This is a genomic window from Pseudarthrobacter sp. TE3704 (genome assembly GCF_056279405.1).
Genome location: NZ_JBWCCJ010000001.1, coordinates 40,210 through 65,358 on the forward strand (window position 1 = coordinate 40,210; position 25,149 = coordinate 65,358).

Genomic DNA, 25,149 nt, shown 5'->3' on the forward strand with positions numbered 1-25,149 from the left:
CGCCCGACGGCGGCACCTTTGGTTCTGGAGCTACAGAACCTCAGGTGCCGCCGTCGGGGTTTTAACGGGAATCGCGGTTATCGCTACTTATGCCATGAGGGCTCTACCACCATCGCAGAACCGCCGCCGCGCCTTGTTGGTTCGGCTGCAGCGACAGTACGTCCGTCCGGCAGGAACTCAATGGCCGTGGCAGCGCCGAGCTCCGCAACGGAGCTGAACGGCGGGTGCCCGTACTGTTTGAGCTGATCACCATAGGCGGCAATGAATGCCGGCTCCGCCTGGGGGGTTGCCGAGTTGCGCTGTGAGGCGCGGGGCGCTGCAAGTGCGTCAGAGATACTCATTCCGAGGTCGATCCGGTTGATGAGTGTCTGCAGCACCGTGGTGATGATCGTTGCACCGCCCGGCGACCCGAGCGCGACGAACGGCTTGCCGTCCTTCAGCACGATGGTTGGCGACATGGAGGAGCGGGGACGTTTACCCGGTTCGATGCGGTTGGCATCTGTGGGGTTGGCGGGGACATTGAAGTCCGTCAGTTCATTGTTCAGGATGAAGCCGCGACCGGGGACTACGATGCCGGACCCGCCGGTCTGCTCGATGGTGAGGGTGTACTCCACCACGTTGCCCCACTTGTCGGAAACGGTGAGGTTGGTGGTTGATAGCCTCTCGGTATCCGTTTGGTTGGTCTGCGCAGCGGCGGGCAGATCGCACACACCATCGTAGGAAGATACGTCTCCGGCTGGCACCGGCTTCGGCGCCGCCTTCAACGGATCAACGTCGCAGGCCCGTTCCTTGCCGAACACCGGGTCGAGGAGTTCTTCCGTAGGAACGTCCACGAAGGCCGGATCGCCAACATACTTGCCGCGGTCGGCGAAGGCGAGGGCGCTGGCTTCAAGGTAGTGGTGCAGGACCTTTGGCTTGTCGTTGGCAAGAGCGGGAAGGTCGAACACCTCCAGGATGTTCAGGGCCTCGCCCACGGTGGTGCCGCCACTGCTGGAAGGGGCCATGCCGTAGACGTCGTATCCGCGGTACTCAACATGGGTGGGGTCCTGGTCCAGGGCCTCGTAGTCATCCAGGTCTTCAGTTGTCATGACGCCTGCAGGTCCGGGCAGGGTATTCGGATCCGGGTTTGTCGGCGCGTTCCGGACGGTGGAAACAATCTCCTCCGCAATCGGGCCTTCATAAAAGGCGTCCGTCCCCTCCTGACCCAGAACACGATATGTCTCCGCCAGGTCAGGGTTCTTCAGGATGGAACCGACTACGGGAAGCTTGCCTTCGGGGAGGAACAGCTCCACAGTCGCGGCGAACGGCCTGAAACGCTCATCGTTTTCATCAGTTTGCTGGCGGAATGTCTCATCCACCACAAAGCCGTCCGTTGCTACTTCAATGGCCGGACGCAGGGTTTCGGCGAGGCTGAGGCTTCCCCAGCGGTCCAAGGCCCGCTCCCATGTTGCCGGGGTACCGGGTACCCCCACGGAAATTCCGCTGGTTGCCTGCTTGGTGAATGGGTACGGCTCGGTCGTGCCAGGTTTCAGGAAAGCATCTGGAGGCATGGCGGCAGGCGCGGTCTCGCGGCCGTCGATGGTGCGGACCTTGCCCCTCCTCGCGTCGTAGAACACAAAGTAGCCGCCACCGCCGATGCCGGCACTGTACGGTTCGGTGACGCCCAAGGTGGCGGCTGCGGCGACGGCGGCGTCGACGGCGTTGCCACCCTTGCGGAGGATTTCGATGGCCGCGGCGGAGGCGTCCGGGTCAACGGTGCTGACGGCGCCTCCGTAGCCGGTTGCTGTGGGCGTTTTTTCGACGTTGTCGGCCTGCCGCGGATGGGCTGAGGCCGGGCTCGCCAGTGCTCCAGTGGTCACGCTCATCGCCAGCGCCGCCGTAACGGCACCGAGCCGGCGTCCCAGATGTGGCATGGTTGCTCCTGATTGGGTTCGTGTGAGGTGCGCATCACACTACTCCTCGGGCATGGGCCTCTCAACGGCTTTGCCTACCCCAAAACCCGCCCGGGCAAGCGTCATGCAACGGGCCGGCAACCTGCGATCGGGCGTAGATCGCTTATGCTTCCTGTGCGGGTCATCACAGGGACTCCACCACGCAGTTCAACGTCGAACCACTCGGGAGAAACAGCATGACCAACTGGCGGATCAGGGATTTCCACTCCTCGGACCTGGACGGGATCCTGCACCTCTGGGAGACCTTGAAGGCGAGCAACGTGGAACCCGTCTACGCCCTCTCCGAGGTCCTGGCATCCTGCGAAAAGGACCACGCCGTGGTGGCAGTGCAGGGCGACCAGGTGGTGGGGGCCGCCGTCGGACGCGCCGCGCACGACCAGGGCTGGATCGTTTTCCTCGCCACCCTGCCTGAATACCGCGGCCGGGGGATCGGCACCTCGCTGTTGGCCGCCGTCGAAAACCGCATGGCCCCACACGGCCTCAACAAGCTCTCCGCGCTGATGCCGGAATCGGAAACCCGGGTGGAGGCATTCCTGGGCCGCGGCTTCGCGCTGAAGAAGAACCTGCGCTACTTCGAACGGACCATTCCCGTCCAGCGCCAGGAACTTGGCGCCCTGGGCCAGCTGGGCGGCCGCGTCCTGGCCCGCGACCTCTGGGAAAACGTGGCCGGCATGCGCAAGGAGAAGGAACTACTCGAACGCCGCCTGGTGCTCCCCCTGGCCGAGGCCGACCTCGCCGACGAATTCGGGGTGGTTCCGCCCCGCGCCGTCGTACTTTTCGGCCCGCCCGGCACCGGCAAGACCACCTTCGCCAAGGCCATCGCCTCCCGCCTTGAGTGGCCCTTCGTGGAAGTCTTCCCCTCCCGGCTCGCGGCCGATCCGCAAGGCCTGGCCGGTGCCCTCCGCGAGACCTTCCTGGAGATCGCGGAGCTGGAACACGCCGTGGTGTTCATCGACGAGGTGGAGGAAATCGCCTCACAGCGCTCGGGTGAGCCGCCGTCACCGCTGCAGGGCGTCACCAACGAACTGCTCAAGATCATCCCGGCCTTCCGCGAACAGCCGGGCCGCCTGCTGGTCTGCGCCACCAACTTCATCCGCGCCCTGGACACAGCCTTCCTGCGCCACGGCCGGTTTGACTACGTCATCCCCATCGGCCTGCCGGACCGGCAGGCGCGTGAAGCGATGTGGCAGCGCTTCATCCCCGCCCCCGTGGTGGACGCCGTTGATGTTGACCTTCTGGTGGAGCGGACCCAGGGCTTCTCCCCCGCCGACATCGAGTACGCCGCCCGCAGCGCCTCCCAGCGTGCGCTGGAAAAAGCAGTGTACGACGACGGCGGGCTGGCCTCCGGAGGGCAGCTTTCCGTCCGGGAGGCCGTCCGGAAAGGCCCCGCCACCCAGGATTACCTCGACGCCATCGCCGAAACCCGCACCACCGTCAGCGAGGAAGTCCACCAGGACTTCCTCGAAGACATCGATGCACTGGGCCGCGTGTAAGGCAGTAACGTTTGAAGCATGTCCTCCAACCCCCTCCGGCATGCCATGGCGCGCATGGGCGGCCGCGATCCGCATGAAAAGCACCGCGCGGCCACACCACTTGAGCTCTTTTTCGACCTGACCTTCGTCATCGCCTTCGGTGTTGCCGGCAGCCAGTTCGCCCATGAAATCGCCGAGGCGCATTTCGTTACCGGCCTGATGGGGTTCTCCTTCGCGATGTTCGCCGTCATCTGGGCGTGGATCAACTTCACGTGGTTCGCCAGCGCCTATGACACCGATGACTGGATCTTCCGCGTGGTCACCATGATCCAGATCGTTGGCGTCCTGATCCTTGCCATGGGAATCGAGCCCATGTTCCATTCCCTGGTGGAAGGCAGGCATGTGGACAACGCGGTGATCGTGGGCGGCTACGTGATCATGCGGCTGGCACTGGTTGCCCAGTGGCTGCGGGCAGCCAGGCAGGACCCGGCGCGACGCGAGACATGCCTGCGCTACGCGAAGTACCTTGCGCTGGTGCAGCTCGGCTGGATCGCGGTGCTGATCATCGAGGCGGACGTTCCCACCACGTTCTTCATGATTGTGCCCTTGATCATCCTGGAGATGTCCACCCCGTATGCCGCGGAGCGAAAAGCCCGGACCCCATGGCACGCCCACCACATTGCCGAGCGGTACGGGCTGCTGGCCATCATCGCTTTGGGTGAATGCCTCATTGGTGCGATCGAGACGCTCCGCGCAATCGTGGCCAACCACGGCTGGAGCGTGGACGCCGCGCTGGTTGGCTTTGGCGGCACCGCCCTGGCTTTCGGCATGTGGTGGATCTACTTCATGCTTCCCGCCGGACGCGCGCTGCACCTGCGGCGCCACCGGTCATTCCTGTTCGGCTATGGCCACATGCCGATCTTCGCTGCGATTGCCGCCACCGGCGCCGGGCTGCACGTGGCGGCGTACTTCATCGACCACGAGGCGCACATCAGCGGCGCCGTGGCGGTGGCCAGCATCGCGGTTCCCGTGGCGTTGTTCAAGGGCTCACTGACCTGGCTGTACAGCGTGATGGTGGGCCCGGACCGCACCGTCATCACCGTGGCGGCAGGTGTGCTGGCGGCGCTGGCCGCCTCAGTTGGCATGGCGGCGGCAGGAGTTTCGGTCCCGGTCTGCCTGCTGGTGATTGTGGTGGCGCTCGGCATGTCGATCGTCATCGATGAGCGCCGCGGTTCAGACCGGCTGCATCACGCGCTGGAAAAGCTGGAGACTACTGCTCCCCGCCCGTCCTAGCATCCAGCGCCGCCCCACCGGCGGCGTCCGACTCCCCGTAGGACAGGTTCTCGTAGTCCGTAGTGTCTTCCTCATCCAACTGGTCGTCCAGTTCCTCGAGCAGCCACGGGTTCACGCGCGCCAGGATCTTCCGGACCTCTTCCACTTCCACGGCTGCGTACAGCACGGGACGGGCATCCCGGTACTTCGTGACCGGCGGCTTATCGGGCCATTTCTCGGCCAGGGCCTGGACCCGTTCGGGCAGCGAGTTGTGGGCGTTGTCCGCGATCTTGACCAGGGCTGCGTCGTGGTGCTCCGCGATCTCGCGGATCCCGGCCTGGTAGTCGTCCGGGTTCTCGTGAAGCCGGTTGGTGACGCGTTCGATAATCTCCACGGCCCGCTCGGACACGCCCATGTCCAGGAGGGCCTGCCGTGTGATCGGTGTGTCCTCGGCGATGTCGTGCAGGTACCCGGCAATCCGGATGTCGTCGTCGAAATCGGCAAGGGCGTCACCGACGGCGAGGACGTGGTCCTTGTACGGGCGCTTGAGCTTGTCCTTTTGCCGGTTGTGGGCCACCTCGGCAAGGACCTTCGCGGTCTCAACGGTGAATCTGGGCTCCGGGCTCTGCTCCGCGGCATGCTGGTCTGACATGTCCTAAGCCTAGGCCGAACCGGCAGCGTAGGCTCACACAGCACCAACGGCTCCGGGCGTTGCTACTTCTTGCCGTACTTCCGGTGGACGGCCTGCTTGCTGACTCCCAGGCACAGTGCGATGGCCTCCCAGGAGAGGCCGGCCTGCCGGGCGCTCCGTACCAGCGAGGATTCCGTCCGGTGGACTTCCTTCTGCAACTCGGCGATTGCCTGCAGCGCTTCCGCGGGCCCCATTCCATCCATCGATCCGACCAGTGTCTTCATCCGGTCCACCTCCATGCCGTCAACATTAGTTGACGAGCCCGGCGGGCGTCAACAAACGTTGACGCCTGGTCCGGGATTATGTGCGGCCTGCTTTATGCGGACCAGATCCACGGCTGCCGGGGGAGCGCATAAGGATCGAAGGAATCCAGGGCATGTTCGAGCGTTCCGGCCGGGAGTCCGAGCGATGTGAGCAGGCGATCCCGGACGGCGGTAACAGGGGTGCCTGCACGGGAAAGGTCGCCCAGCGTCACCGCGCCATCGCGCTTGGCCAGTCGGACGCCGTCGGCATTCACCACAAGGGGAACATGCGCATATTCCGGAACTGGAATATTCAGCAGCGATGCGAGGTATGCCTGCCGCGGCGAGGACGGGAGAAGGTCGTCGCCGCGGACCACCTGGTCGACGCCCTGCTCGGCATCGTCCACCACCACCGCCAGGTTGTAGGCGGTGACACCGTCATTGCGCCGCAGCACGAAGTCATCCACAAGCCCGGTGAACAGGCCATGAAGGCGGTCCTGCACCGTGTACTCCTGCACGTCCGACCGCAGCCGGACGGCGGCCGGCCGGGTGGCACGCTTGATCTCCAGCTCCGCAGGATCGAGGTTCCGGCAGGTCCCCGGATACGCCCCCTGGGGTGCATGCGGAGCGGACGGCGCCTCCTGGATCTCCCGGCGGGTGCAAAAACACTCGTATGTGAGGCCGGCGTCGTGCAGGCGTGTGATGGCGTCGGCGTAGAGCTGGCCGCGGCCTGTTTGCCGGACCACTCCGCCGTCCCATGTGACGCCGATGGCTTCCAGGTCCCGCAGCTGTTCCGCTTCCGCCCCCGCCCGGGCCCGGTCCAGGTCCTCAACCCGCAGCAGGAAGGTGCGGCCTGTGGAACGGGCGAAGAGCCATGCCAGGATGGCCGTCCGCAGGTTGCCCACATGCAGCTCGCCGGACGGACTGGGGGCGAATCGGCCGGCGGAGGTCATGGATCCAGCCTAAGGGGAACAGCACAAGAGCCCCTCAGCTACCGATGCCTTCGGAAAATCCGACGATCGGTGGCTCAGGGGCTCTTGCCGTGGGGTGCGGAATGACGATGCGTGAACAAGAGTCAATCAGCGGCGGCTTCCTTGCGGGAAGCGGGGTGCAGCGCCCGGTTGGTGTGCCGGAAAGCCTGTAGCCTGCGGGGTCCGGCGGTAGCCTTTGCCCTGTTGCCATCATTTGAGCAGCAGACCTACAGTTGGTGCAACTGCCCGGGATTTCGTTGATCACTTTGACTAACCCCTCGGCGCTAATCAGACGGGAAATGATCAGATTGCAGCAACTGGACGCGAGCGATAAACGGATCCTGCGGGCACTCGACGAGGATCCCCGCGTTCCCATCATGGTCCTGGCCCAGCGGCTGGGCCTGGCCCGCGGAACCGTGCAGACGCGGCTGGAGCGGATGGCGGCATCGGGTGCGCTGCGGCCCAACAGCAGCAGGGTGATCCCCTCGGCGCTGGGGCGCGGGGTGGCGGCCGCGGTCAGTGCGGAACTGGACCAGAGCCACCTCAACGAGGCCATCGCAGCCCTTCGGGAAATCCCGGAAGTCCTCGAGTGCCACGCACCTGCCGGAGACACGGACCTGCTGATCCGCGTGGTGGCCACCAGCCCGGACGACCTTTACCGGGTATCCGAGGAGATCCGGCTGTGCCCGGGCATCGTGCGCACGTCCACCAGCATGTTCCTCCGGGAGGTCATCCCCTACCGCACCACGGGGCTGCTCGCGGCAGACTGACGGAACGGACACGCCCCGGAACCCGCTGCTGATCCCGGGTCCGCGGCGCCTACACGGGTGGCCCAGCGTTGGACTTCAGGTTCTTCATCACCAGCGTGGACGTCAGGCGCTCCACACCCGGCAGGGACGTCAACTCGGCGTCGTAGAAACGCTGGTAGGACGGCAGGTCCTCCGCGATGACCTTCAGCAGGTAGTCCGGCGACCCGAACAGCCGCTGCGCCTCCACGATGTTGGGATTGTCCGCCACCCTGGTCTCGAAGATCTCCATGGTGGGACGGTCCACCTGCCGCAGCGTGACGAACACGATCGCCTCGAAGCCCAGGCCGACGGCTGCGGGGTCGATGTCCGCCTTGTATCCGCGGATCACGCCCGATTGCTCCAGATCCCGCAGCCGCCGGTGGCACGGTGCCACGGTCAGGCCCACCTTGGCGGCGAGCGCCGTGGCCGTCATCCGGCCATCCTCCTTGAGGTGGCGCAAAATATTTCTGTCGATATGGTCCAGCACGCAAGAATTCTACTGCCTGAATAGTGGGGCGGGCGAAAAAGGGACAGCACTTCTGCGCCGAAAGTCCCTAAGGTTTCTCCTGAGACATCCGCTGACAGGAGAAACCCATGAATCCGGAGCTGTTCCTGGCCTTTGTGCTGGTGGCCGCCGCCCTGGCCTGCACGCCCGGTGTGGACTGGGCGTACTCCATCACCGCAGGCCTCCGGCAACGCAGTTTCGTCCCCGCCGTGGCAGGGCTCTGCGGCGGCTATGTCCTGCACACCGTCCTGCTCGTGGCCGGGCTGGCCGCCGTCCTGACCGGCATGCCGGGCGTCCTGGGCTGGATCACCCTGGCCGGCGCCGGATACCTGATGTGGCTTGGGATCAGCACACTCCGCTCCTGGCGGGGCGCCTCCTTCAGCCCGGCAGACGCCGTCGGCCGCCCTGCCGCCACCCAGCTTCGAACGTTCCTGCAGGGCATGGGCACCAGCGGGATCAACCCCAAGGGCCTGCTATTCTACGTGGCGCTGATCCCGCAGTTCGTCAGCGCGGACGCCTCCCTGCCGGTCCCTGTCCAGTCCGGCCTCTTAGGCATGACCTTCGTGGCCCTGGCAGGCGCCGTCTACACGGCCGTGGCACTGCTTTCGCGCACCCTGCTGCAGAGCCGGCCGGGAGCAGCCAGGGCTGTGACCCTGGCCAGCGGCATCATCATGGTGGTCCTGGGCGTGGTCCTGGTCGGCGAGCAGCTCCTGCCACTGCTCGCCTCAGCGATTAATCCTCGCTGAGCTTCTTCCAGTCCTGTTCCCAGATGCGGCGCATCTCTTCGTCCTTGCGGATGGGAACGGGGGCCGCGATCTCCCGCTGCGGCTCGGGGTCCGGGCGGCGGCGGCCCCAGTCACGGGGGTTCAGCGAGCGCCGGCTGGAGTCCAGGAGCAGCAGCGCCCTGTCAGTCAAGGCGTCGTTACGCAGCGCGAGGTGTGTCTTGCGCCGCCGCAGGACCTCGGCGATGGCCTGGTGGGCTGCCTCAAAGCGGCCTTCCCTGCGGAGGGCGCGCGCCCGGACCAGCAGCAGCGCGGCGGAAAGGTCATCGGCGTTCAGCAGACCTTCGGTCCAGTCGATCACCGTGCGGCTGCGGCCCAGCGTCAAGGCAATGGAGCAGCGGGCAAGTGCCATGGGGAGCGACGGCGGCAGGCCGGTGAGGGCGTCCAGCGCCGCCTCCGTGCGGCCGGTTTCCCGGAACGAGTGGGACAGTGCCAGGAACACCGACTCCTCACTGAAGAGGACGGGTATCTCCACCCGTTCGGCCAGTTCGATCTGCGTGACGATCCTGGTGAGGTACGTGGACGAATAGCGGTTCGCCTCGTCCTCGTTCCTGGTGGTCAGTCCGCGCTGCAGGAGCTCGGAGGCGCGCAGGTACCCGCCGTGCTTGTAGACCAGCAGCCCGGCCATCAGGTAGCACAGGCCCGCCCATCCGGGATAGGCGCGGGCCAGCGTAATGAGCCGCTCGGGTTCCCGGCTGGTGAAGACGGCCTCGTGGACGGCTTTGGCCGGCTTGGGCAGGAGCATCTTCAGGCGCGGGACGTCCCCGTCCACGGACAGCAGCGCGGGGTTCCGTCCTCCCAGCACGCCCGTGAGCAGGCCTCCCACTCCCCCGGCAAGGTCATGGACCGGCGTGCGCAGCTGGGCATGGCCAAAGGGGGTGAGGTCGCGCCTGTCCCAGTAGATCGGTGCAGTATCCCCGGCGGTCATCTTTCCATGCTAACCGGGACAATGCCCGGGCGTTGGCGGCTGCAGCTGTCTGTAGAAGAACGGCCGGAAACTTCCGTTGGGCCTTGTTCAACAGCCCGGTATCGGCGAAGGTAGTAAGCACCCTTAGCAGTTTCAGACTATCCAAGGAGAATGCCATGCAGATCGATAAGGCCCAGATCCTCGAGCTCCTCAGGTCCCAGGGCGACACCGATAAGGCCGCACAGGCCGAGACAGAACTGCCGGACCAGGTGGACACCGACCAGCACGCGGGGCTGCTGTCCAAGTTGGGCATCAATCCTGCGGACCTGCTCGGCAAGCTACCCGGCGGGTTGGGCGACAAGCTCGGCGGCCTGGGACTCTAGGAAGAGCCTCAGTGGACGTACGGCCGGTCGGGTTCGGTCGTGGCCGTGACGGAAGACGGTGACAGCAGCAGCTCAACCTTGCTGTCACCGTCCGGGTTGGAGGTGAACTCCCCGGTTGCCGTGACCCAGCTGTCCACTGCGTACTGTTCCTGCCAGCCGGGACGGTACACGGGGACGCCCACGGGCTGGGCATCCACGGTGCAGCAGGTGACCACGAACCGGGTGACGTAGAAGACGTTCTGCGGATCGTCCTTTGCCGCGGTGACGAACCCGGTGACGGTTGCGGTCTTGCCGGTGAAGTAGTCGTCCCCGGGGCTGCGCCGGAGCAGGGATGCCCATTCCCTGACACCGAACGACGACGGGTCCTCCTCCACGAGCCTGCTGGTCATGGCCGGCCCCAACGTGCCGGAGAGGTTGAGGTCCCGTTGCCGGGCGGCCTCGGAGGACAGGGTGGCCGGGGGCAGGACCAGCAGCCCCACCACGGCGGCGAGGACGGCCAGGAGGCTGCCCGCGGCACGGAGGCGGCCGGGACTTCCCGTCCCCGCACCAGGGTGACCATCGCGGTGGCCGTGGCTGCCGCCCTCGGCGTGGCTGTGGCCGTCGGCGGCACCGCCCGCGCCCTCCGGCGGGACAAGGATGAAGGCGGCAACCGACGCCGCGGCAGCCAGCACTGCCATGCCCACGGTGAAGGGAACGTAGCGGGGATGAATGTACAGCTCGAGTTTTCCGGTGAGCGCAAGCCCCAGTGTGGCGGCGATCCCGGTCAGGCTCAGCATGACGCCCTGCCGGCCCGCAAAGCCCTTAGCCAGCAAGATTCATCACCACCCCCAAGACGGCCGAACAGGTAGAGATCACCAGCACCAGGCGCAGCAGGGTTCCGGCCGTGAACGTGGTGCGCAGCAGTGCCAGCATCTTGACGTCCAGCATGGGTCCGAGGACCAGGAACGCCACGATGGACCCGGGCAGGAACGTGGCCCCAAAGGACAGGATGAAGAAAGCGTCCACCGTGGAGCAGATGGAGATGATGAACGCCAGTGCCATCAGTGCCAGCACGGACCAAAGGGGATCACTCCCGAGCTTGACCAGGACCTCCCTGGGCACCGCCACCTGGATCAGCCCCGCCAGCGCGGATCCGGCGAACAGGGCCGGCATCATGGCGTTGCTTTCCCGCGAGAACAGCTGCAGGCTGCGCCGCACCTTGCCCCCGGACTCGTGCCGGCTAACCTCTACGGCGCACGCTTCCTCGAAGCTGGGCTTCAGGACCCCGGCCGTCCCGCGGCGGCTGTAAAGCCAGCCCACCAGGTTGGCGATCAGCAAACCGCCGGCAAGCCGCCCGGCGAGGATCCCGTTATCCCAGCCGAAGGCCTGGTGGGTGGTGATGATGGTGACGGGGTTCAGGATGGGCGCCGCGAACAGGAACGTCATCGACTCGCCGACGCTCAGGCCCTTCAGCATGAGCCCGCGGGCCATCGGAACGTTCCCGCATTCGCACACCGGCATCAGCATGCCCAGGAATGACAGGACCAGGCGGCGCAGCACCGGATTCGCGGGAAGCCTGCGGTACAGGACGTTGGGCGGCAGCCACACCTGCACCAGCACCGAGACCAGGATGCCCAGGAAGACGAACGGCAGGGACTCGATCACCACGCTGATGGAGAGGGTGAAGAAGTCCCTCGCCGCGCCCTCGAGGCCGGCAAATGCCCCCGGGGCCAGGGCACGGACGGCGAACCCCAGTAAGGCCACGATGGCCAGGGCCAGCAGGATGTTGAGCCGGCGCCAGCCCAGTTCCCTGGCCCCGGCAGGCGGCAAAGGCGGGGCCGGGCGCGTTTCCACGGCGGGCGGCGACGGCTTTGCCGCGCGGGGCTCCCGTCGGGGCTGGCTCATGCAGGAATGCTAGGGGCACTGCCCACATGGTGCAAGGACGAGGGCGGGGTCAGGCCCGTTCCATGAACCATTCGGTGAAGGAGCTGGCACGGCCCGAGCGGTCGAACCGCACCACCCAGAGGTTGTCGTACGAGGGACTGTCCCCCGAATAAGTGGTGACGCCCTGGATGAAGGCCGTATGGCCGTCGGCCCCCAGCAGTTCCCAGCTGAACGTCCAGTCCGCGGGCTGGTCCCCGGCGGCCAGCCAGCCCTCAACAATCCCGTCGTGCCCCAGCCAGGGGTGCGGGTCGCCGGGCCTGGTCTCATAGCGCGCGTCCGGCGTGAACAAGGCGCGGATATCGTCAGGCTCGTTGCTCGTCCAGGCGGCCTGGTACCTTTTCATCCACTCCGGAACGTGGTCCAGGGCTGAAGCCGGCTCGGTCATCTCCCCGTTCTACGCCGATGCCGGGCGGGCTGCAAGCGCTCAGCCGCTGACGGCCGCGATCCACACCCCGATGACCCAGGTGCTGGCTGCCAGACAGGCCAGACCGAATTCGGCGAGCATCCCCAGCCCGGTGGCCTTGAGGGCCGCCCAGCTGGATGTGGCGGCGGTGCCGATGTTCCGGGTGCGGAGGACTTCGCTGAGCAGCAGGCCGGCGGCAAAGCCGACGAAGAGTCCCACCACGGGGATGATGAACATGCCCGCCACGCCGGCCACCAGGGCAACAACGATGCTGCGGCTGGGAATGGCGTGCTGCTTCAGCTTCCTGCCCGTGAGCACGGCGCTGGCGGCCATGCCTGCTGCCACGAACAGCATGGCGACCGCGAAGACAACCCATCCGGCCGTCCCTGCCCCGCCCCAGATGGCCCAGGCCAGCAAGCTGGCGCCGATCAGGATGCTGCCCGGCAGGACCGGGATAACTGTCCCCGCCACCCCCACCAGGATGGCCAGGCCGCACAGGATGGTCACCGCCGTCTCGGAATTCATGGTCCCCAGTTTAGGGGGAAGCCTCTTAACGCCCGACGGCGGCGCCTCCTGTGCGAGGAGGCGCCGCCGTCGTTATTTTCCAGGCTGGAAGGGGCGCTTACTCCGCCGTCACCGCGGCTGCAACAGCGGCGGTGACGGCGGGCGCGACGCGCGGATCCAGCGGGCTGGGGACAATATAGTCCGCCGACAGGTCCTCCGCCGCAAGGTCGGCGATTGCCCGCGCTGCCGCGAGCTTCATGGCCGGGGTGATGCGGCGGGCACCGGCATCCAGCGCACCCCGGAAGATGCCGGGGAACGCCAGGACGTTGTTGATCTGGTTGGGGAAGTCGCTGCGGCCGGTGGCCACGACGGCGGCGTACTTCACGGCCACCTCGGGCAGCACTTCGGGGTCCGGGTTGGAGAGGGCGAACACGATCGAGTCCTGGTTCATCAGGGCCAGGTGCGCCTCGTCCAGCTTTGACGAGGAAACGCCGATGAAGACGTCGGCGCCCGTGAGCGCCTCGGCCGGCCCGCCGGTGATGCCGCGGGGGTTGCTGCGCAGGGCGATGTCGGCCTTTTTGCTGGTGGTGTCCGCGGCAAGGTCCGCGCGGCTGCTGTTGATGACGCCGCGGGAGTCCAGCAGGACAACGTCGGTGATGCCGGCGGCCAGCAGGATTTCGGCGACGGCGATGCCGGCGGCACCCGCACCGGAGACCACCACGCGGAGGCCTTCGAGGGGGCGTCCGGTGACCTTGGCGGCGTTGGTCAAGGCGGCCAGGGCCACCACGGCGGTGCCGTGCTGGTCATCGTGCATGACGGGGCAGTCCAGGGCTTCGATGAGCTTTTCCTCGAGCTCGAAGCAGCGCGGGGCGGCGATGTCCTCGAGGTTGACGGCGCCGAAGCTGGGGCGCAGCCGGACCAGGGTTTCCACGATCTCGTCCACGTCGCTGGTGTTCAGGACCAGGGGGATGGAGTCGAGGTCACCGAAGGTCTTGAACAGGGCGGACTTGCCCTCCATGACGGGCAGGGAGGCGCTGGCGCCGATGTTGCCCAGGCCCAGGACGGCGGTGCCGTCGCTGACCACTACCACCAGGCGCTCGGCCCAGGTCAGGGTGCGGGCAAGTTCGGGCTGCTTGTGGATGGCGCGGCTGACTTCGGCCACACCCGGGGTGTAGGCGATGGACAGGTCACGCTTGTTGGACAGCGGGACCGTGCTGGTGATGGACAGCTTGCCGCCCTTGTGGGCGTCGAAAATTTCGGCTTCCGTCAGGGCGGTGGCTGCGGAATTGTCAGTAACTGTGGCTGCGTCAATGGACACGTCGTTGTCTCCTGGTGCTCGCCGTGCGCGCACGGCACATGGGGACCCAAGCCCGGGCGGACTCAAGGCAATGGAAATGGTGCGACAGGAAACCCAGGGGTGGCGGGTCCGTGGGAACGTCGGGGATGTTCACTCCCTGTTGCTCCGGTGGACCCATGGTAGGCAGGCGCGCGGTAGGTCATCGGCCGATTTGACGGCTAGCAGCTGCGCCTAAACGTTTATCCAAGCCATACTGTGACCTACGCCACGGGATTATGGCGTACTTATTGCCGTATTGGACTAGACCGGTTACGCACTCTGATGCAGTGTGAACCCCGCTTGGGTGCCGGGGGAAAGCCGTGCACAAGCCTTTTTGAGGTCTTCTTCGGCTTCGAAGAGGGAAAGCCGGCGGTTCCGGACGGACTGGACCAGACCAGTGACGGTCAGCAACAGAACACGCGCTGCAACCGCGTCCCCGCATGCGGTTGCCACTACTTTCTCGCTAAGGGCGTCGATCTCACGCAGCAGCGACGTAGTGTCGCGGTCCTGAAGGTAGACGCCGCGGCTCAGGCACTGTTCCACTGCCGGCTGCATGACGCGCATGTGGAAAATCTCCATCACCAACCCCGCCAGGGCACGGCCGCGGAAACGGGCCGAGGCGCCCCGCGAACCGGCCTGCAGTTCGTCGAGCTGCTGCCGGTAGAGGGCAAGCATGAGGTGGGTGGGGGAAGGAAAATACCGGTAGAGGGTACCCAGCGGCACATCAGCTTTGGCTGCCACTTCCGAGAGCTCCACCGAGTCCAGTCCCTTGCGGGCGAACCCTGATGCGGATTCCAGGATGCGGGTATAGCGGAGCCGCTGGCGAGGAGCGGACGGCCGTGCGGCCATGGGCGGATGGTCTGAAATAGTCTCGGGCATCAGCATTCCGGGGTTGTGTTCCTATGGTGCAGCAGCCAGGAGCGTCCCCATCCCGAACCGCCTGCAGTCCGGTTCAACTATACGGCACGGTAGTGTGCCGTAATTAGTCAGCGGGCTTAGCTTCCGGAGTTACCCCAGGTCAGCGAACGCCCTTGATCTTGACGACAAACACCGCACCCAGGATGCCCATGACAGCCGCAGTAATGAACAGCGTGAAGTACCCCCCGAAGTACGTCACCGCGAGGAACGCGAGGCCGGTCGCGAACACCTGCGGCAGCGAGGCGGCCACGTTAATGACCCCCATATCCTTGCCGCGGTCGGCGGCCTGCGGCAGCACCTGCGTCAGCAGCGCAAAGTCAACGGCCTGGTAGGCGCCGAACCCCACGCCGAGGATGGCGGCGCCAACCAGGGCGCCGGTCCAAACCGGGAAAAACGCCATAGTGAGGCCCGCGAGGGCAATGAGGACTGAGGATCCGATCACAAACGGCTTCCGCCGGCCCAGCCGATCGCTCCACGGCCCCGCGATCACCGCGGTAACCATCACCAACGCCGCATAAATGCCGGTCAGGATCAGGACACCCAGCGCCGGGTTCTCAAGCTTGAGGACGTCCCTGAGGAAAAAGATCAGGTACACAATGGTCAGCTGGTTGCAGACGTTAACCAGGAAGCGGGTGAGCCATGCCCACGCGAAGTCCGGATGACGGGCCGGGCTGATCCAGAAGCCGCGCATGAAACTGCCCCATGAGAAAGCCGGCCGGAGCTCCCTGGGCAGCGGCGGATCATTCCGGTGGAACAGGTACGGCAGCACCGAGAACACCAGGGCGGCAGCACACAGGGCATACCCCACCATATAGTTTCCCGACACAACCGCCCCGAAGACAGCGCCCAGGAGGATGCCCGCTGTTTGGCCCAGGGCCGCAAGTCCCCCCACTCCGCCGCGCTGCAGCACCGGCACCCGGTCCGGGATGGCGGCGGTGATGGCCGCATAGGCCGCGTTGGCGCCGAGCTGGACCAGGCACCAGAACAGGACCATCAGGGCAACAGCCGCGGCCCCGGACAACGCCAGCAATGCTGCCGCGGCCAGGACGGCACCGGCCAGCACCCAAGGGGCACGCCGGCCGAAACCCGAGACCGTCCGGTCGGACAGCGCCCCGAAGAGCGGATTGGCCACCAGGGATACGGCGGCACCGCACCCAAGTACGAGGGAGGCGATGGCTTCCTTGTTTGTTTCGTCGATGCCAATGGCCTGCTCGGCGATAAAGATGTTGATGGGCCCGAAGAAGGCGGCGTTGATGCCCACGTTGACCAGCACCAGCCCGGCGACCCAGCGCGCGGTGACCTTTTGCGTCGGCTCGGCGAGCGCCGCCGTCGTACCCTGCGCCCCGGCTCCCTGATCCAGCGGTGCGGGAGTATCTGACAGGCTCATGACGTGCTCCCCGGGGGACGGCTGATAGGCGACGGGATCAGACTATCGTGGGCGGTACCACTCCGCCGTGTCTGATGGCGGAATAGCACTCTGCAACGTCAGCCCAAGCACTGAGGAGAACCATGAGCGCAGCGTCCACTCCAGCGGAAAGCACCGCCGTCAACACCGCCGACCTCTACGACGAGCGCGGCGACGAACTGGCATCGGTCTCGCTGCAGTTCCAGTCCCTCGGCGGGCATTCACACTTCAGCGGCCCCGTCCGGACCATCCGCTGCTTCCAGGACAACGGCCTGGTGAAGTCCACCCTGGCCACACCGGGCAACGGCAGCGTGCTGGTAGTGGACGGCGGCGGCTCGCTGGGGACAGCCCTGATGGGGGACATGATTGCCGAAAGCGCCGTGGCCAACGGCTGGGCCGGCGTCGTTATCAACGGAGCCATCCGGGACCGTGAAGCGATCGCGGGACTGGACCTCGGCGTGAAAGCCCTTGGCAGCAACCCGAAGAAGAGTGCCAAGGCGAGCGCCGGCGAAGTGGACGTTGACGTGGTGATCGACGGCGTGACCATCCGGACCGGAGCCATGATCTGGTGCGACCCGGACGGCATCCTCGTGGAGCGCTGACGGGGCGCCGCCAAAAAGTTCTTCGGGACGGGGAATAAGAAGCGGGCGTAGGATAGTTACTGAAAGCAACTATCCTACGCTTTTCCTACTTCCTTCCCCTGGAGTCCTGCATGTCCAAAACCCCCACGGCGCGTCCCGCCGGAGAAGCGCTGACGCAGCGCCAGATTGTCACCGTGATGGTGGGACTGATGCTGGGCATGTTCCTGGCGTCGCTGGACCAGACCATCGTGTCCACGTCCATTTACACCATTGCCAACGACCTGGACGGGCTGTCACTCCAGGCCTGGGCCACCACCGCGTACCTCATCACCTCAACCGTCAGCACGCCGCTGTACGGCAAGTTGAGTGACATCTTTGGCCGCCGGCCCCTGTACCTCACCGCGATCGCCATCTTCCTGGTGGGCTCGCTGTACGCCGGCTCGGTCAACTCCATGACCGAACTGGCGTTCGCCCGCGGCGTCCAGGGCCTGGGCGCCGGCGGACTGCTGGCACTGGCGCTGACCATCATCGGCGACATCGTCTCGCTCAAGGACCGGGCGAAATACCAGGGCTACTTCATGAGCGTGTTCGGCATCTCCTCGGTGCTGGGCCCTGTGGTGGGCGGTGCGTTCGCCGGGTCCGCCAACATTTTGGGCTTCGACGGCTGGCGCTGGGTGTTCTTCATCAACCTGCCCATCGGCCTGGCCGCACTGGCCGTGGTCTTCCTGTTCCTCCACCTGCCGGCGAAGCACGTCAAGCAGAAGATCGATTACTGGGGCGCGGCCGCCATCACCCTGGCGATCGTTCCACTCCTGCTGGTGGCCGAACAGGGCCGCAGCTGGGGCTGGGCGTCCCTGAACTCTTTCCTCTGCTACGGGCTGGGCGTGGCGGGCATCGTTTGGTTCCTGCTGGCCGAGAAGCGCGCCGGCGACTATGCCCTGATCCCGCTGCGGCTATTCCGCAACGTCACCTTCGGCCTGTCCTCGCTGCTGAACTTCATCATCGGCATCGGCATGTTCGGCGCCATCGCCATGCTCCCGCTGTACCTGCAGCTCGTGAAGGGCCTGACCCCCACCGAGGCCGGGCTCATGATGATCACGTTCACCGTGGGCATCCTGACCGGATCCATCACGGCCGGCCGGACCATCTCGGCATCGGGCACCTACCGGATCTTCCCCATCATGGGGACCGGCATCCTCACGGTGGCGGCACTGGTCATGGGGCTCTCGCTGCACGTGGATACAGGACTGTGGGTTCCGGGCGTCATCGCAGTCTTCTTCGGCATGGGCCTGGGTTTCTGCATGCAGCCGCTGACCCTTGCGATGCAGACCTCGGTCCCGCCGCGTGACATGGGCGTGGGAACGTCCTCCGCGGCGTTCTTCCGCTCCATGGGCGGCGCCGTGGGAACGGCCGTGTTCATCTCGCTGCTGTTCAGCCTGGCCGCCAGCCGGATCGCCGACAGCATGAAATCCGCCATGACCGATCCCGCCTACCTGGCAGTCCTCCAGGACCCCGCCGTCGCCGCAGACCCGGCCAACTCCAAGCTCTACGAGTTCTTCCAGAACGGCGCCTCCAACGAATTCCTCAACGACACCAGCTGGCTCCACACCGCCAACAGCGTCCTGACCCGGCCCATCACCGAGGGCTTCGCCTATTCCATCGACGTGGTCATGTTCACGGCCGCCGCGCTGACCGGCATCGCGTTCCTCATCAGCTTCGCGCTGCCCAACAAGAAGCTGACCGACCAGAACGCGGCCAAGGAACCGGTGGCAGCGCACTGACACCCGCCACCCCTTACCGGGGCGGCAACCAAGGACAGACGACGACGGCGGCCCATCCGCCGTCGTCGTTTTGCCTTGTGGGGCTGGAGGGTCCCAAGTGGAACCCTAGCCGGTGACGTGCCACACTGTTTAGCGCGTGTGCGCCGGCCCTTCTGGCCGGTACCGCAGCCGACGACGTCCGCACCGCATCCATCAGACCCCCAGACCCAGGGAGAACCATGCCCACTGCACAGGAGCAGACGACCGCCCGGATACCGCAGCGGGTGATCTGGCTGGCCCTCGCGGGGGCGGTGGGCGGATTCCTCTTCGGCTTCGATTCGTCCGTGGTGAACGGTGCTGTGGACGCCATGAAGGATGAATTCGCGCTGTCCGAGGCTGTCACAGGCTTCGCCGTCGCAATCGCCCTGCTGGGCTGCGCCGCCGGTGCCTACCTCGCCGGCAAGGTGGCCGACCGCTACGGGCGCATCCCCGCCATGAAGCTCGGCGCGCTGCTTTTCCTGGTCAGCGCCCTCGGCACCGGGTTCGCCTTCAGTGTGTGGGACCTGATTTTCTGGCGCCTGGTGGGCGGGCTGGGCATCGGCCTGGCCTCCGTGATCGCTCCGGCCTACATCTCCGAGATTTCGCCGCGCAAGGTCCGCGGCCGCCTCGCGTCGCTGCAGCAGCTGGCCATCACCACCGGCATCTTCGCCGCGCTCCTGTCCGACGCCCTGTTCGCCACCAGTGCGGGCGGTGCCGGCCAGGCGTTTTGGCTGGGCATTGAGGCCTGGCGCTGGATGTTCCTGGCCGCCGCCCTGCCGGCCCTGGTCTATGGCTGGGTGGCCTTCACGCTCCCTGAATCACCGCGCTTCCTGGTGTTCCTCGGCAAGGAGGACGAGGCACGCAAGGTCTTTGACTCGATTGCTCCGGCAGAGGATACCGACCGGCACATCCGCGAAATCCGGGAGGCCATCGAAGAGGATAAGCTCGCCGGCCAGAAGGGCTCGCTGCGGGGCCGGACCTTCGGCCTGCAGGCAGTGGTCTGGGTGGGCATCATCCTCTCCGTCCTGCAGCAGTTCGTGGGCATCAACGTGATCTTCTACTACTCCACCACCCTGTGGAAGGCCGTCGGCTTCCAGGAACAGGACTCGCTCACCATCTCTGTGGCCACGTCCGTCACCAACATCCTGGTCACCCTTGTGGCCATCGCCCTGGTGGACCGGATCGGCCGCCGGCCCATCCTGCTGGCCGGCTCGGTGGGCATGGCTGTGTCGCTGGGCGCCATGGCCCTGGCCTTCGCATCGGCCACCGGCAGCGGTGCCGATATCTCTTTGCCGGGCCCGTGGGGACCCGTTGCCCTGGTGGCTGCAAACGTGTTCGTGGTCAGCTTCGGCGCCTCCTGGGGCCCACTGGTCTGGGTCCTCCTGGGCGAGATCTTCCCGTCCCGGATCCGCGCCCGGGCCCTGGGCCTCGCCGCGGCTGCCCAGTGGGTGGCGAACTTCGTCATCACGCTCAGCTTCCCGGTGATGGCCGCCGGTTCGCTTCCGCTGACCTACGCCATGTACGCCCTGTTCGCCGCGGCGTCCTTCTTCTTCGTGATGTTCAAGGTGCCGGAGACCAACGGCATGTCCCTGGAGCAGGCCGAGACGCTGTTCGTGGCCAAGGGCTCCGCCAAGCCCTAGCGACGCTCTCTCACCTTTCGCGGGTTTCTACCCGACGCTCTCTCACCTTTCGCGGGTTTTTACCCGACGCTCTCTCAGCTTTCGCCGCTTAAGCCCAAACCCTCCTTCACTTGCTGTGAGGGAGGGTTTGGGCTTTCTGCAGGAATTCGAGTTCTAGAGGGTGAGCTTCATGCCTTCATGGCTGGCTTCGAAGCCCAGCCGTTCGTAGAACCTGTGGGCGGCCGTCCGGGTCTTGTGCGTGGTGAGTTGCATCAGGGAGCAGTCCTTCCGCCGTGATTCCCCGATGCACCACTGCACCATCAGTTCGCCGATGCCGTGATTCCGGTGCATGGCGGCCACCCGCACGGCCTCAATCTGGGAGCGCCAGGCACCCCGTCTGGAGATGCCGGGAAGGAAGCTCAGCTGGAAGGTGGCGATCACCGTCCCCGCGGCATCACCCGGCAACAGCATTTCCCCCACTACCAGCAGGTGGGCGGGATCGGCGTCGATCGCTGTGAAGGCCCGCTCGTAAGGGGCCAGGTCGCCGCCCACCTCGCGGCCGGCACCCAAGACGTCGTCGGCTAGCAACCCCACGATGGCCGGCAGGTCACTCCTGGTGGCCTGGCGGAGGAGGAAAGTCCCGCCGTCGACGTCGGCGGTCAGCAAAGGGGGCAGGGCGTCAAGGCTGTCGGTCACCTGCCAAGCCTCGCACAGGAGTGCGGGAGGGTTCCCCAAAAGGGTGCGAAAGGTGATGGGGCGTTCCCAAAAAGGGTGCGAAAGGTGAGAGAGCGTCCCCTAAAGGGCTGCAGGAGGTGAGAGAGCGCCTGGGGGTCAGGCGAAGTAGACACCGATACGGTTGCCGTCGATCTCCTCGATCCGGATGTCGATGTCGTACACGTCGCGGAGCATGGCCTGCTGCATGATCTGCCGCGGGCTGCCCTGGTGGACCAGCCGGCCGTCCTTCATGGCCAGGATGGTGTCCGAGTAGCAGGACGCAAAGTTGATGTCGTGGACCACCAGGACGATGGTCTTGCCCAGGTCGTCGGCCAGCCTGCGCAGGAGCCGCATCATCTCCACCGAGTGCTTCATGTCCAGGTTGTTCAGCGGTTCGTCCAGGAGCAGGTACTGCGTGTCCTGGGCCAGCACCATGGCGATGAAGGCCCGCTGGCGCTGCCCGCCGGAGAGCTCGTCCACGAACTTGTCCGCCATGGGCGTCAGGTCCAGGTGGGCGATGGCCTCTTCTACCTTGGCCAGGTCCTCCACAGTGGGCCGGCCGCCTGAGTGCGGAAACCGGCCAAAGGCCACCAGGTCGCGCACCGTGAGGCGCATGGTGAGGTGGTTTTCCTGCCGCAGGATGGCCATGGTCCGGGCCAGCTCGCGGCTGTCCGTGGAGGCGATGTCCAGCCCAGCCACGGACACGGCGCCCTCCTCCAGCGGCTGCAGCCGGCTGATGAGCGAGAGGAGCGTGGATTTCCCGGCGCCGTTGGGCCCGATGATCGAGGTGATGCCGCCCTGCGGAATGGTGCAGCTGACGTCCTCGAGGACCGCCTGGCCGCCGTAGCTCTTGGAGACGTTGCGGACCGCGATGGTCATTTCAGGGAGCCTTTCAGCAGGAGGTAGAGGAAGAAGATGCCGCCGGTGAACTCGATGACGACGCTCAGGGCGGTGCCGAAGCCGAACACCTTCTCCAGGACCAGTTGCCCGCCCACCAGGGCAATGGCGCCGATGAGCACCACGATGGGCAGCAGCCAGGCGTGGCTGAACCCGCGGCACAACTGGTAGCCCAGGCTCACCACCAGCAGGCCGAAGAAGGTCACCGGCCCCACCAGCGCGGTGGACACGGCCACGAGCAGCGAGCAGCCCAGCAGGACCAGCATGACCGTCCGGCGGTGGTCCACGCCCACATTGATGGCCACCTCCCGGCCGAGCGCCAGGACGTCCAGCGTGTGCCGTCCGCGCCACACCGCTGCGCAGACGGCGGCGATGATCCCCGCGGAGACGCCCAGCAGCGCTGGTTCCACGTTGTTGAAGGACGCGAAAAACAGGTCCTGCAGGATGATGAATTCGCTGGGCTCCATAAGCCGCTGCAGCAGCGAGGAAAAGCCGCGGAACAGGCTGCCCAGGATGACGCCCACCAGCAGGAGCAGGTGCAGGGAACGGGTGGCCCCGGTGAACATCCAGCGGTACAGCAGCGCACTGAACACCACCATGAGGACCACTTCGACGCCGAACTGGAGGGTGGGCGGGGCTGCCACCACGGACGCGGCCCCGAGGGTGAAGGCCAGCACCGTCTGGATCAGGATGTACAGGGAATCGAAGCCCATGATGGACGGCGTAAGGATCCGGTTGGCGGTGACCGTCTGGAACAGCAGCGTGGACACGCCCACAGCCACGGCCACCAGCAGCATGGCGGCCACCTTGATGGCCCGGCGCGGGAGGATGTAGCCCACGTTGCCTTTGAGTTCGAAAAAGAGGAAGAAGCAGACGACGACGGCGGTCAGCGCCAGCAGGATCCCCAGGACCAGGCGCGGGGAGGCGTTCCTGATGCGGCTTCGGAGCGTGGGCTTGGGGACAAGGCTTTGAGCTGTGGAGGGCTTCGTGGCGAGCGCTTCAGGCATTGCGCTTCCTCAGGATCAGGACGAGGAAGAGGATGGCGCCCAGCACGGACATGACCATTCCCACGGGGACCTCGTAGGGGTAGCGGATGGTGCGGCCAATGATGTCGCAGACCAGTACGAAGGCGGCGCCGAACAGGGCCGTCCAGGGAACCGCGCGGCGGAGGTTGTCGCCGAAGATGAGGGACACGATGTTGGGCACCACCAGGCCGAGGAACGGCACGGCGCCCACCGTGGTGACCACGACGGCGGAGATCAGCGAGACAATGACGAGTCCCAAGCGCATGGTGCGGGCATAGTTCAGGCCCAGGTTGGTGGTGAAGTCCTGGCCCATGCCGGCCACGGTGAACCGGTCGGCGGCCAGCAGCCCCACCAGCATCAGGACTGCGACGATCCACAGCAGCTCGTACCGTCCGCGGAGGACGCCGGAGAAATCACCGATCATCCAGTTGCTCAGGGTCTGCAGCAGGTCGTAGCGGTAGGCGAAGAATGTGGTGACAGCGGCGATGACGCCGCCCAGCATGATGCCCACCAGCGGGATGAGCAGGGTGTTGCGGGCCGGCAGCCGGCGCAGGATGGCCAGGAACAGCGCCGTGCCCAACATGGCGAAGGTGCTGGCAACCAGCATTTTGGCCAGCACGGGAGCGGAAGGCGCAAAAACTGTGACCACCAGGATCCCCAGGGTGGCGGACTCAACCGTTCCCACCGTGGACGGCTCCACGAAGCGGTTGCGGGCCATGAGCTGCATGATCAGCCCGGCAACGGCAACGGCCATCCCGGCCAGGAGCACGGCGAGGGTCCGCGGCACCCGGGAAACCCAGAAGATCTCCACCGTGGCCGGGTCCGCGGCCAGCAGTGCCGGAAGTGACACGTCGCTGACGCCCACGAACATGCTGGCGGCGGCGAGGGAAAAAACGGCAACTGCGGCCGCAGCCAGGCCCGCATGATGGCGGGCCTGGCTGCGGGTTGCCGGCGCGGCGGGGCGCACGGCGGTGGCGGTCATGGCGTGTTAGCTCAGGAGCGGGGCTTTAGGCCACGGATTCGGCGACGGCGTCAACCATTGCCTTGACGTTGTTCAGCCCGTAACCGACGACGTACCAGCCCATGGGGTCAAGGCTGATGACCTTGTTGTTCTTGGCGGCGTTGGTGGACTGCACCAGTTCGTTGTCGAGGATGGGGTTGGCGGCAGACGCCTCGGCACCGACGGCGCTGTCGCGGTTGATGACGTAGAGGATGTCCGGGTTGGCCTGCTTGATGTACTCGAAGGAGATGGCTTCACCGTGGCTGCCGTCCACCTTGACGTCGGCGGCCGTCGGCACGCCCAGGACGTCGTGGATGATGCCGAACCGGGAGCCTGCGCCGTAGGCGGTCACTTCGCCGCCCGAGGTCAGGACGATGAGGCCCTTGCCGGCATTCGCTGCCTTGGCCTTGGTCTCGGACACGGTGGCGTCCACGGCCGCGAGCTGCTCTTCCACTTCCGCGGACTTGTCGAAGATGGTTCCCAGCTTTTGGGCCTGCGTCTTGAAGCTTTCCATCGGGTTGGCCGCATCGATGGACAGGTCGATGGTGGGGGCGATCTTGCTCAGTTCCTCATATGCCCCGGCGGTGCGGCCGGAAATGATGATGAGGTCCGGGTCGCCGGCGCTGACGGCTTCGAAGTCCGGTTCCTTGACCGAGCCGATCTTGGTGTACTTCGCGTCGGAGTACTTGGACAGGGCCTCCGGGTACTGCGCTTCGGGGACGCCTGCAGGCTCCACGCCCAGCGCGTCGAGGGTGTCCAGCACACCAACGTCGAAGGTGAAGACCTTCTCCGGGTTGACCGGCACATTGGCGGTGCTGCCCTGCGCGTGCTCCACGGTGATGGTGGCGGCTTCCTCAGCGGGCGTGGCGGTCGCGCTTCCGCCGCACGCGGTCACGGTCAAAAGAGCTGCTCCCGCAGCCAGTGCCCCCAGGTAGCTCGACAGCTTCTTCTTCACGTTTTTCTCCACTCAGGTAATACGTCACAACTCTGTTGCCTAATAGGGCTGAGCCTATTAGTAAGGAAAGGCTAACTTCAAAATGAGAAGGGCGGATTGGGGCCA

The 25,149-nt window shown here is 66.0% G+C and carries 26 protein-coding genes; 8 read left to right on the forward strand and 18 right to left on the reverse strand.

The genetic code is table 11. The annotated features are described in order from the left end of the window. Nucleotides 1–83: 83 nt before the first annotated feature. Nucleotides 84–1,913, reverse strand: a complete 1,830-nt coding sequence (gene ggt / locus ACZ9BC_RS00200; protein ID WP_476244211.1) for a gamma-glutamyltransferase — start codon at nt 1,911–1,913, stop codon at nt 84–86. 215 nt (nt 1,914–2,128) lie between these two features. Between ggt and ACZ9BC_RS00205 the strand changes: the two genes are divergently transcribed. After that, entirely contained in the window at nt 2,129–3,445 is a 1,317-nt protein-coding gene (locus tag ACZ9BC_RS00205; RefSeq protein WP_079597983.1) for an ATP-binding protein, read from the forward strand. An 18-nt stretch (nt 3,446–3,463) separates the two neighbouring features. Then, entirely contained in the window at nt 3,464–4,717 is a 1,254-nt protein-coding gene (locus tag ACZ9BC_RS00210; protein ID WP_476244212.1) for a low temperature requirement protein A, read from the forward strand. Here ACZ9BC_RS00210 and ACZ9BC_RS00215 read toward each other — a convergent pair. The 3 genes from ACZ9BC_RS00215 to gluQRS form a co-directional block, all read right to left on the reverse strand. After that, nucleotides 4,695–5,348: an HD domain-containing protein gene (locus tag ACZ9BC_RS00215; protein WP_476244213.1), complete on the reverse strand. Its 654-nt coding sequence runs from the start codon at nt 5,346–5,348 to the stop codon at nt 4,695–4,697. The genes ACZ9BC_RS00210 and ACZ9BC_RS00215 overlap by 23 nt on opposite strands. Nucleotides 5,349–5,410: 62 nt before the next feature. Continuing rightward, nucleotides 5,411–5,626, reverse strand: coding sequence for a transcriptional regulator (locus ACZ9BC_RS00220; protein ID WP_079597986.1), 216 nt, complete (start codon nt 5,624–5,626; stop codon nt 5,411–5,413). 77 nt (nt 5,627–5,703) lie between these two features. Next, on the reverse strand, nt 5,704–6,582 hold the full coding sequence (gene gluQRS / locus ACZ9BC_RS00225) for a tRNA glutamyl-Q(34) synthetase GluQRS (RefSeq protein ID WP_476244214.1): 879 nt from the start codon (nt 6,580–6,582) through the stop codon (nt 5,704–5,706). Between the two features lie 317 nt (nt 6,583–6,899). On the opposite strand from gluQRS, the gene ACZ9BC_RS00230 reads away from it, so the two are divergent. Then, a complete protein-coding gene (locus ACZ9BC_RS00230) occupies nt 6,900–7,370 on the forward strand; it encodes an Lrp/AsnC family transcriptional regulator (RefSeq protein ID WP_476244215.1) in 471 nt (156 codons plus the stop codon). 49 nt (nt 7,371–7,419) lie between these two features. On the opposite strand, the gene ACZ9BC_RS00235 is transcribed toward ACZ9BC_RS00230, so the two are convergent. Next, a complete protein-coding gene (locus tag ACZ9BC_RS00235; RefSeq protein ID WP_079597989.1) occupies nt 7,420–7,875 on the reverse strand; it encodes an Lrp/AsnC family transcriptional regulator in 456 nt (151 codons plus the stop codon). 107 nt (nt 7,876–7,982) lie between these two features. Here ACZ9BC_RS00235 and ACZ9BC_RS00240 point away from each other — a divergent pair, with 107 nt between their 5' ends. After that, the gene (locus ACZ9BC_RS00240; RefSeq protein WP_476244216.1) at nt 7,983–8,639 is read left to right on the forward strand and encodes a LysE family translocator; all 657 of its coding nucleotides are present in this window, start codon (nt 7,983–7,985) and stop codon (nt 8,637–8,639) included. Here the strand turns inward: ACZ9BC_RS00240 and ACZ9BC_RS00245 are convergent. Further along, nucleotides 8,626–9,603, reverse strand: a complete 978-nt coding sequence (locus tag ACZ9BC_RS00245; RefSeq protein WP_476244217.1) for a hypothetical protein — start codon at nt 9,601–9,603, stop codon at nt 8,626–8,628. The two genes, ACZ9BC_RS00240 and ACZ9BC_RS00245, sit on opposite strands and share 14 nt — an antisense overlap. A gap of 155 nt (nt 9,604–9,758) precedes the next feature. On the opposite strand from ACZ9BC_RS00245, the gene ACZ9BC_RS00250 reads away from it, so the two are divergent. Continuing rightward, nucleotides 9,759–9,965, forward strand: a complete 207-nt coding sequence (locus tag ACZ9BC_RS00250; RefSeq protein WP_476244218.1) for a hypothetical protein — start codon at nt 9,759–9,761, stop codon at nt 9,963–9,965. An 8-nt stretch (nt 9,966–9,973) separates the two neighbouring features. Here the strand turns inward: ACZ9BC_RS00250 and ACZ9BC_RS00255 are convergent, their stop codons facing one another. The 7 genes from ACZ9BC_RS00255 to ACZ9BC_RS00285 form a co-directional block, all read right to left on the reverse strand. After that, nucleotides 9,974–10,741 carry a TIGR03943 family putative permease subunit gene (locus ACZ9BC_RS00255; RefSeq protein ID WP_476244219.1) on the reverse strand — a complete coding sequence of 256 codons (768 nt, stop codon included), beginning with the start codon at nt 10,739–10,741 and terminating at the stop codon, nt 9,974–9,976. A gap of 25 nt (nt 10,742–10,766) precedes the next feature. Further along, on the reverse strand, nt 10,767–11,849 hold the full coding sequence (locus tag ACZ9BC_RS00260) for a permease (protein ID WP_476244220.1): 1,083 nt from the start codon (nt 11,847–11,849) through the stop codon (nt 10,767–10,769). 49 nt (nt 11,850–11,898) lie between these two features. Further along, the gene (locus tag ACZ9BC_RS00265; RefSeq protein ID WP_476244221.1) at nt 11,899–12,273 is read right to left on the reverse strand and encodes a nuclear transport factor 2 family protein; all 375 of its coding nucleotides are present in this window, start codon (nt 12,271–12,273) and stop codon (nt 11,899–11,901) included. 39 nt (nt 12,274–12,312) lie between these two features. After that, the gene (locus tag ACZ9BC_RS00270; RefSeq protein WP_079597996.1) at nt 12,313–12,816 is read right to left on the reverse strand and encodes a DUF456 domain-containing protein; all 504 of its coding nucleotides are present in this window, start codon (nt 12,814–12,816) and stop codon (nt 12,313–12,315) included. Nucleotides 12,817–12,913: 97 nt separating this feature from the next. After that, the gene (locus ACZ9BC_RS00275; RefSeq protein WP_476244222.1) at nt 12,914–14,113 is read right to left on the reverse strand and encodes an NAD(P)-dependent malic enzyme; all 1,200 of its coding nucleotides are present in this window, start codon (nt 14,111–14,113) and stop codon (nt 12,914–12,916) included. Nucleotides 14,114–14,401: 288 nt separating this feature from the next. After that, entirely contained in the window at nt 14,402–15,010 is a 609-nt protein-coding gene (locus ACZ9BC_RS00280; protein ID WP_476244223.1) for a TetR/AcrR family transcriptional regulator, read from the reverse strand. Nucleotides 15,011–15,149: 139 nt separating this feature from the next. Further along, nucleotides 15,150–16,436, reverse strand: coding sequence for an MFS transporter (locus ACZ9BC_RS00285; RefSeq protein ID WP_476244224.1), 1,287 nt, complete (start codon nt 16,434–16,436; stop codon nt 15,150–15,152). Between the two features lie 122 nt (nt 16,437–16,558). On the opposite strand from ACZ9BC_RS00285, the gene rraA reads away from it, so the two are divergent. The 3 genes from rraA to ACZ9BC_RS00300 all read left to right on the forward strand — a co-directional run bounded on the left by rraA (nt 16,559) and on the right by ACZ9BC_RS00300 (nt 20,474). After that, nucleotides 16,559–17,056 (forward strand): ribonuclease E activity regulator RraA, encoded by a 498-nt coding sequence (gene rraA, locus ACZ9BC_RS00290; protein ID WP_476244225.1) that lies wholly within the window; start codon nt 16,559–16,561, stop codon nt 17,054–17,056. Between the two features lie 110 nt (nt 17,057–17,166). Then, nucleotides 17,167–18,816, forward strand: coding sequence for an MDR family MFS transporter (locus ACZ9BC_RS00295; RefSeq protein ID WP_476244226.1), 1,650 nt, complete (start codon nt 17,167–17,169; stop codon nt 18,814–18,816). A 218-nt stretch (nt 18,817–19,034) separates the two neighbouring features. Then, nucleotides 19,035–20,474 (forward strand): sugar porter family MFS transporter, encoded by a 1,440-nt coding sequence (locus ACZ9BC_RS00300; RefSeq protein WP_476244227.1) that lies wholly within the window; start codon nt 19,035–19,037, stop codon nt 20,472–20,474. Nucleotides 20,475–20,627: 153 nt separating this feature from the next. On the opposite strand, the gene ACZ9BC_RS00305 is transcribed toward ACZ9BC_RS00300, so the two are convergent. The 5 genes from ACZ9BC_RS00305 to ACZ9BC_RS00325 form a co-directional block, all read right to left on the reverse strand. Next, nucleotides 20,628–21,149, reverse strand: a complete 522-nt coding sequence (locus tag ACZ9BC_RS00305) for an N-acetyltransferase family protein (protein ID WP_476244228.1) — start codon at nt 21,147–21,149, stop codon at nt 20,628–20,630. 135 nt (nt 21,150–21,284) lie between these two features. Further along, nucleotides 21,285–22,046, reverse strand: coding sequence for an iron ABC transporter ATP-binding protein (locus ACZ9BC_RS00310; RefSeq protein WP_079598002.1), 762 nt, complete (start codon nt 22,044–22,046; stop codon nt 21,285–21,287). Beyond that, entirely contained in the window at nt 22,043–23,071 is a 1,029-nt protein-coding gene (locus ACZ9BC_RS00315) for an iron chelate uptake ABC transporter family permease subunit (protein WP_476244229.1), read from the reverse strand. Before ACZ9BC_RS00315 ends, ACZ9BC_RS00310 begins: the two co-directional genes overlap by 4 nt. Then, the gene (locus ACZ9BC_RS00320; protein ID WP_476244230.1) at nt 23,064–24,071 is read right to left on the reverse strand and encodes an ABC transporter permease; all 1,008 of its coding nucleotides are present in this window, start codon (nt 24,069–24,071) and stop codon (nt 23,064–23,066) included. The genes ACZ9BC_RS00315 and ACZ9BC_RS00320 overlap by 8 nt, the downstream gene beginning before the upstream one ends. Nucleotides 24,072–24,096: 25 nt before the next feature. After that, nucleotides 24,097–25,044, reverse strand: a complete 948-nt coding sequence (locus tag ACZ9BC_RS00325; RefSeq protein ID WP_476244231.1) for a siderophore ABC transporter substrate-binding protein — start codon at nt 25,042–25,044, stop codon at nt 24,097–24,099. Nucleotides 25,045–25,149 lie beyond the last annotated feature (105 nt).

Bases quoted from the DNA above. Each gene is read 5' to 3' on its own strand.
- ggt (WP_476244211.1), bottom strand. From the start codon at position 1,913: ATGCCACATCTGGGACGCCGGCTCGGTGCCGTTACGGCGGCGCTGGCG.
- ACZ9BC_RS00205 (WP_079597983.1), top strand. From the start codon at position 2,129: ATGACCAACTGGCGGATCAGGGATTTCCACTCCTCGGACCTGGACGGG.
- ACZ9BC_RS00210 (WP_476244212.1), top strand. From the start codon at position 3,464: ATGTCCTCCAACCCCCTCCGGCATGCCATGGCGCGCATGGGCGGCCGC.
- ACZ9BC_RS00215 (WP_476244213.1), bottom strand. From the start codon at position 5,348: ATGTCAGACCAGCATGCCGCGGAGCAGAGCCCGGAGCCCAGATTCACC.
- ACZ9BC_RS00220 (WP_079597986.1), bottom strand. From the start codon at position 5,626: ATGGAGGTGGACCGGATGAAGACACTGGTCGGATCGATGGATGGAATG.
- gluQRS (WP_476244214.1), bottom strand. From the start codon at position 6,582: ATGACCTCCGCCGGCCGATTCGCCCCCAGTCCGTCCGGCGAGCTGCAT.
- ACZ9BC_RS00230 (WP_476244215.1), top strand. From the start codon at position 6,900: ATGATCAGATTGCAGCAACTGGACGCGAGCGATAAACGGATCCTGCGG.
- ACZ9BC_RS00240 (WP_476244216.1), top strand. From the start codon at position 7,983: ATGAATCCGGAGCTGTTCCTGGCCTTTGTGCTGGTGGCCGCCGCCCTG.
- ACZ9BC_RS00245 (WP_476244217.1), bottom strand. From the start codon at position 9,603: ATGACCGCCGGGGATACTGCACCGATCTACTGGGACAGGCGCGACCTC.
- ACZ9BC_RS00250 (WP_476244218.1), top strand. From the start codon at position 9,759: ATGCAGATCGATAAGGCCCAGATCCTCGAGCTCCTCAGGTCCCAGGGC.
- ACZ9BC_RS00255 (WP_476244219.1), bottom strand. From the start codon at position 10,741: ATGCTGAGCCTGACCGGGATCGCCGCCACACTGGGGCTTGCGCTCACC.
- ACZ9BC_RS00260 (WP_476244220.1), bottom strand. From the start codon at position 11,849: ATGAGCCAGCCCCGACGGGAGCCCCGCGCGGCAAAGCCGTCGCCGCCC.
- ACZ9BC_RS00265 (WP_476244221.1), bottom strand. From the start codon at position 12,273: ATGACCGAGCCGGCTTCAGCCCTGGACCACGTTCCGGAGTGGATGAAA.
- ACZ9BC_RS00270 (WP_079597996.1), bottom strand. From the start codon at position 12,816: ATGAATTCCGAGACGGCGGTGACCATCCTGTGCGGCCTGGCCATCCTG.
- ACZ9BC_RS00280 (WP_476244223.1), bottom strand. From the start codon at position 15,010: ATGCCCGAGACTATTTCAGACCATCCGCCCATGGCCGCACGGCCGTCC.
- ACZ9BC_RS00285 (WP_476244224.1), bottom strand. From the start codon at position 16,436: ATGAGCCTGTCAGATACTCCCGCACCGCTGGATCAGGGAGCCGGGGCG.
- rraA (WP_476244225.1), top strand. From the start codon at position 16,559: ATGAGCGCAGCGTCCACTCCAGCGGAAAGCACCGCCGTCAACACCGCC.
- ACZ9BC_RS00295 (WP_476244226.1), top strand. From the start codon at position 17,167: ATGTCCAAAACCCCCACGGCGCGTCCCGCCGGAGAAGCGCTGACGCAG.
- ACZ9BC_RS00300 (WP_476244227.1), top strand. From the start codon at position 19,035: ATGCCCACTGCACAGGAGCAGACGACCGCCCGGATACCGCAGCGGGTG.
- ACZ9BC_RS00310 (WP_079598002.1), bottom strand. From the start codon at position 22,046: ATGACCATCGCGGTCCGCAACGTCTCCAAGAGCTACGGCGGCCAGGCG.
- ACZ9BC_RS00315 (WP_476244229.1), bottom strand. From the start codon at position 23,071: ATGCCTGAAGCGCTCGCCACGAAGCCCTCCACAGCTCAAAGCCTTGTC.
- ACZ9BC_RS00320 (WP_476244230.1), bottom strand. From the start codon at position 24,071: ATGACCGCCACCGCCGTGCGCCCCGCCGCGCCGGCAACCCGCAGCCAG.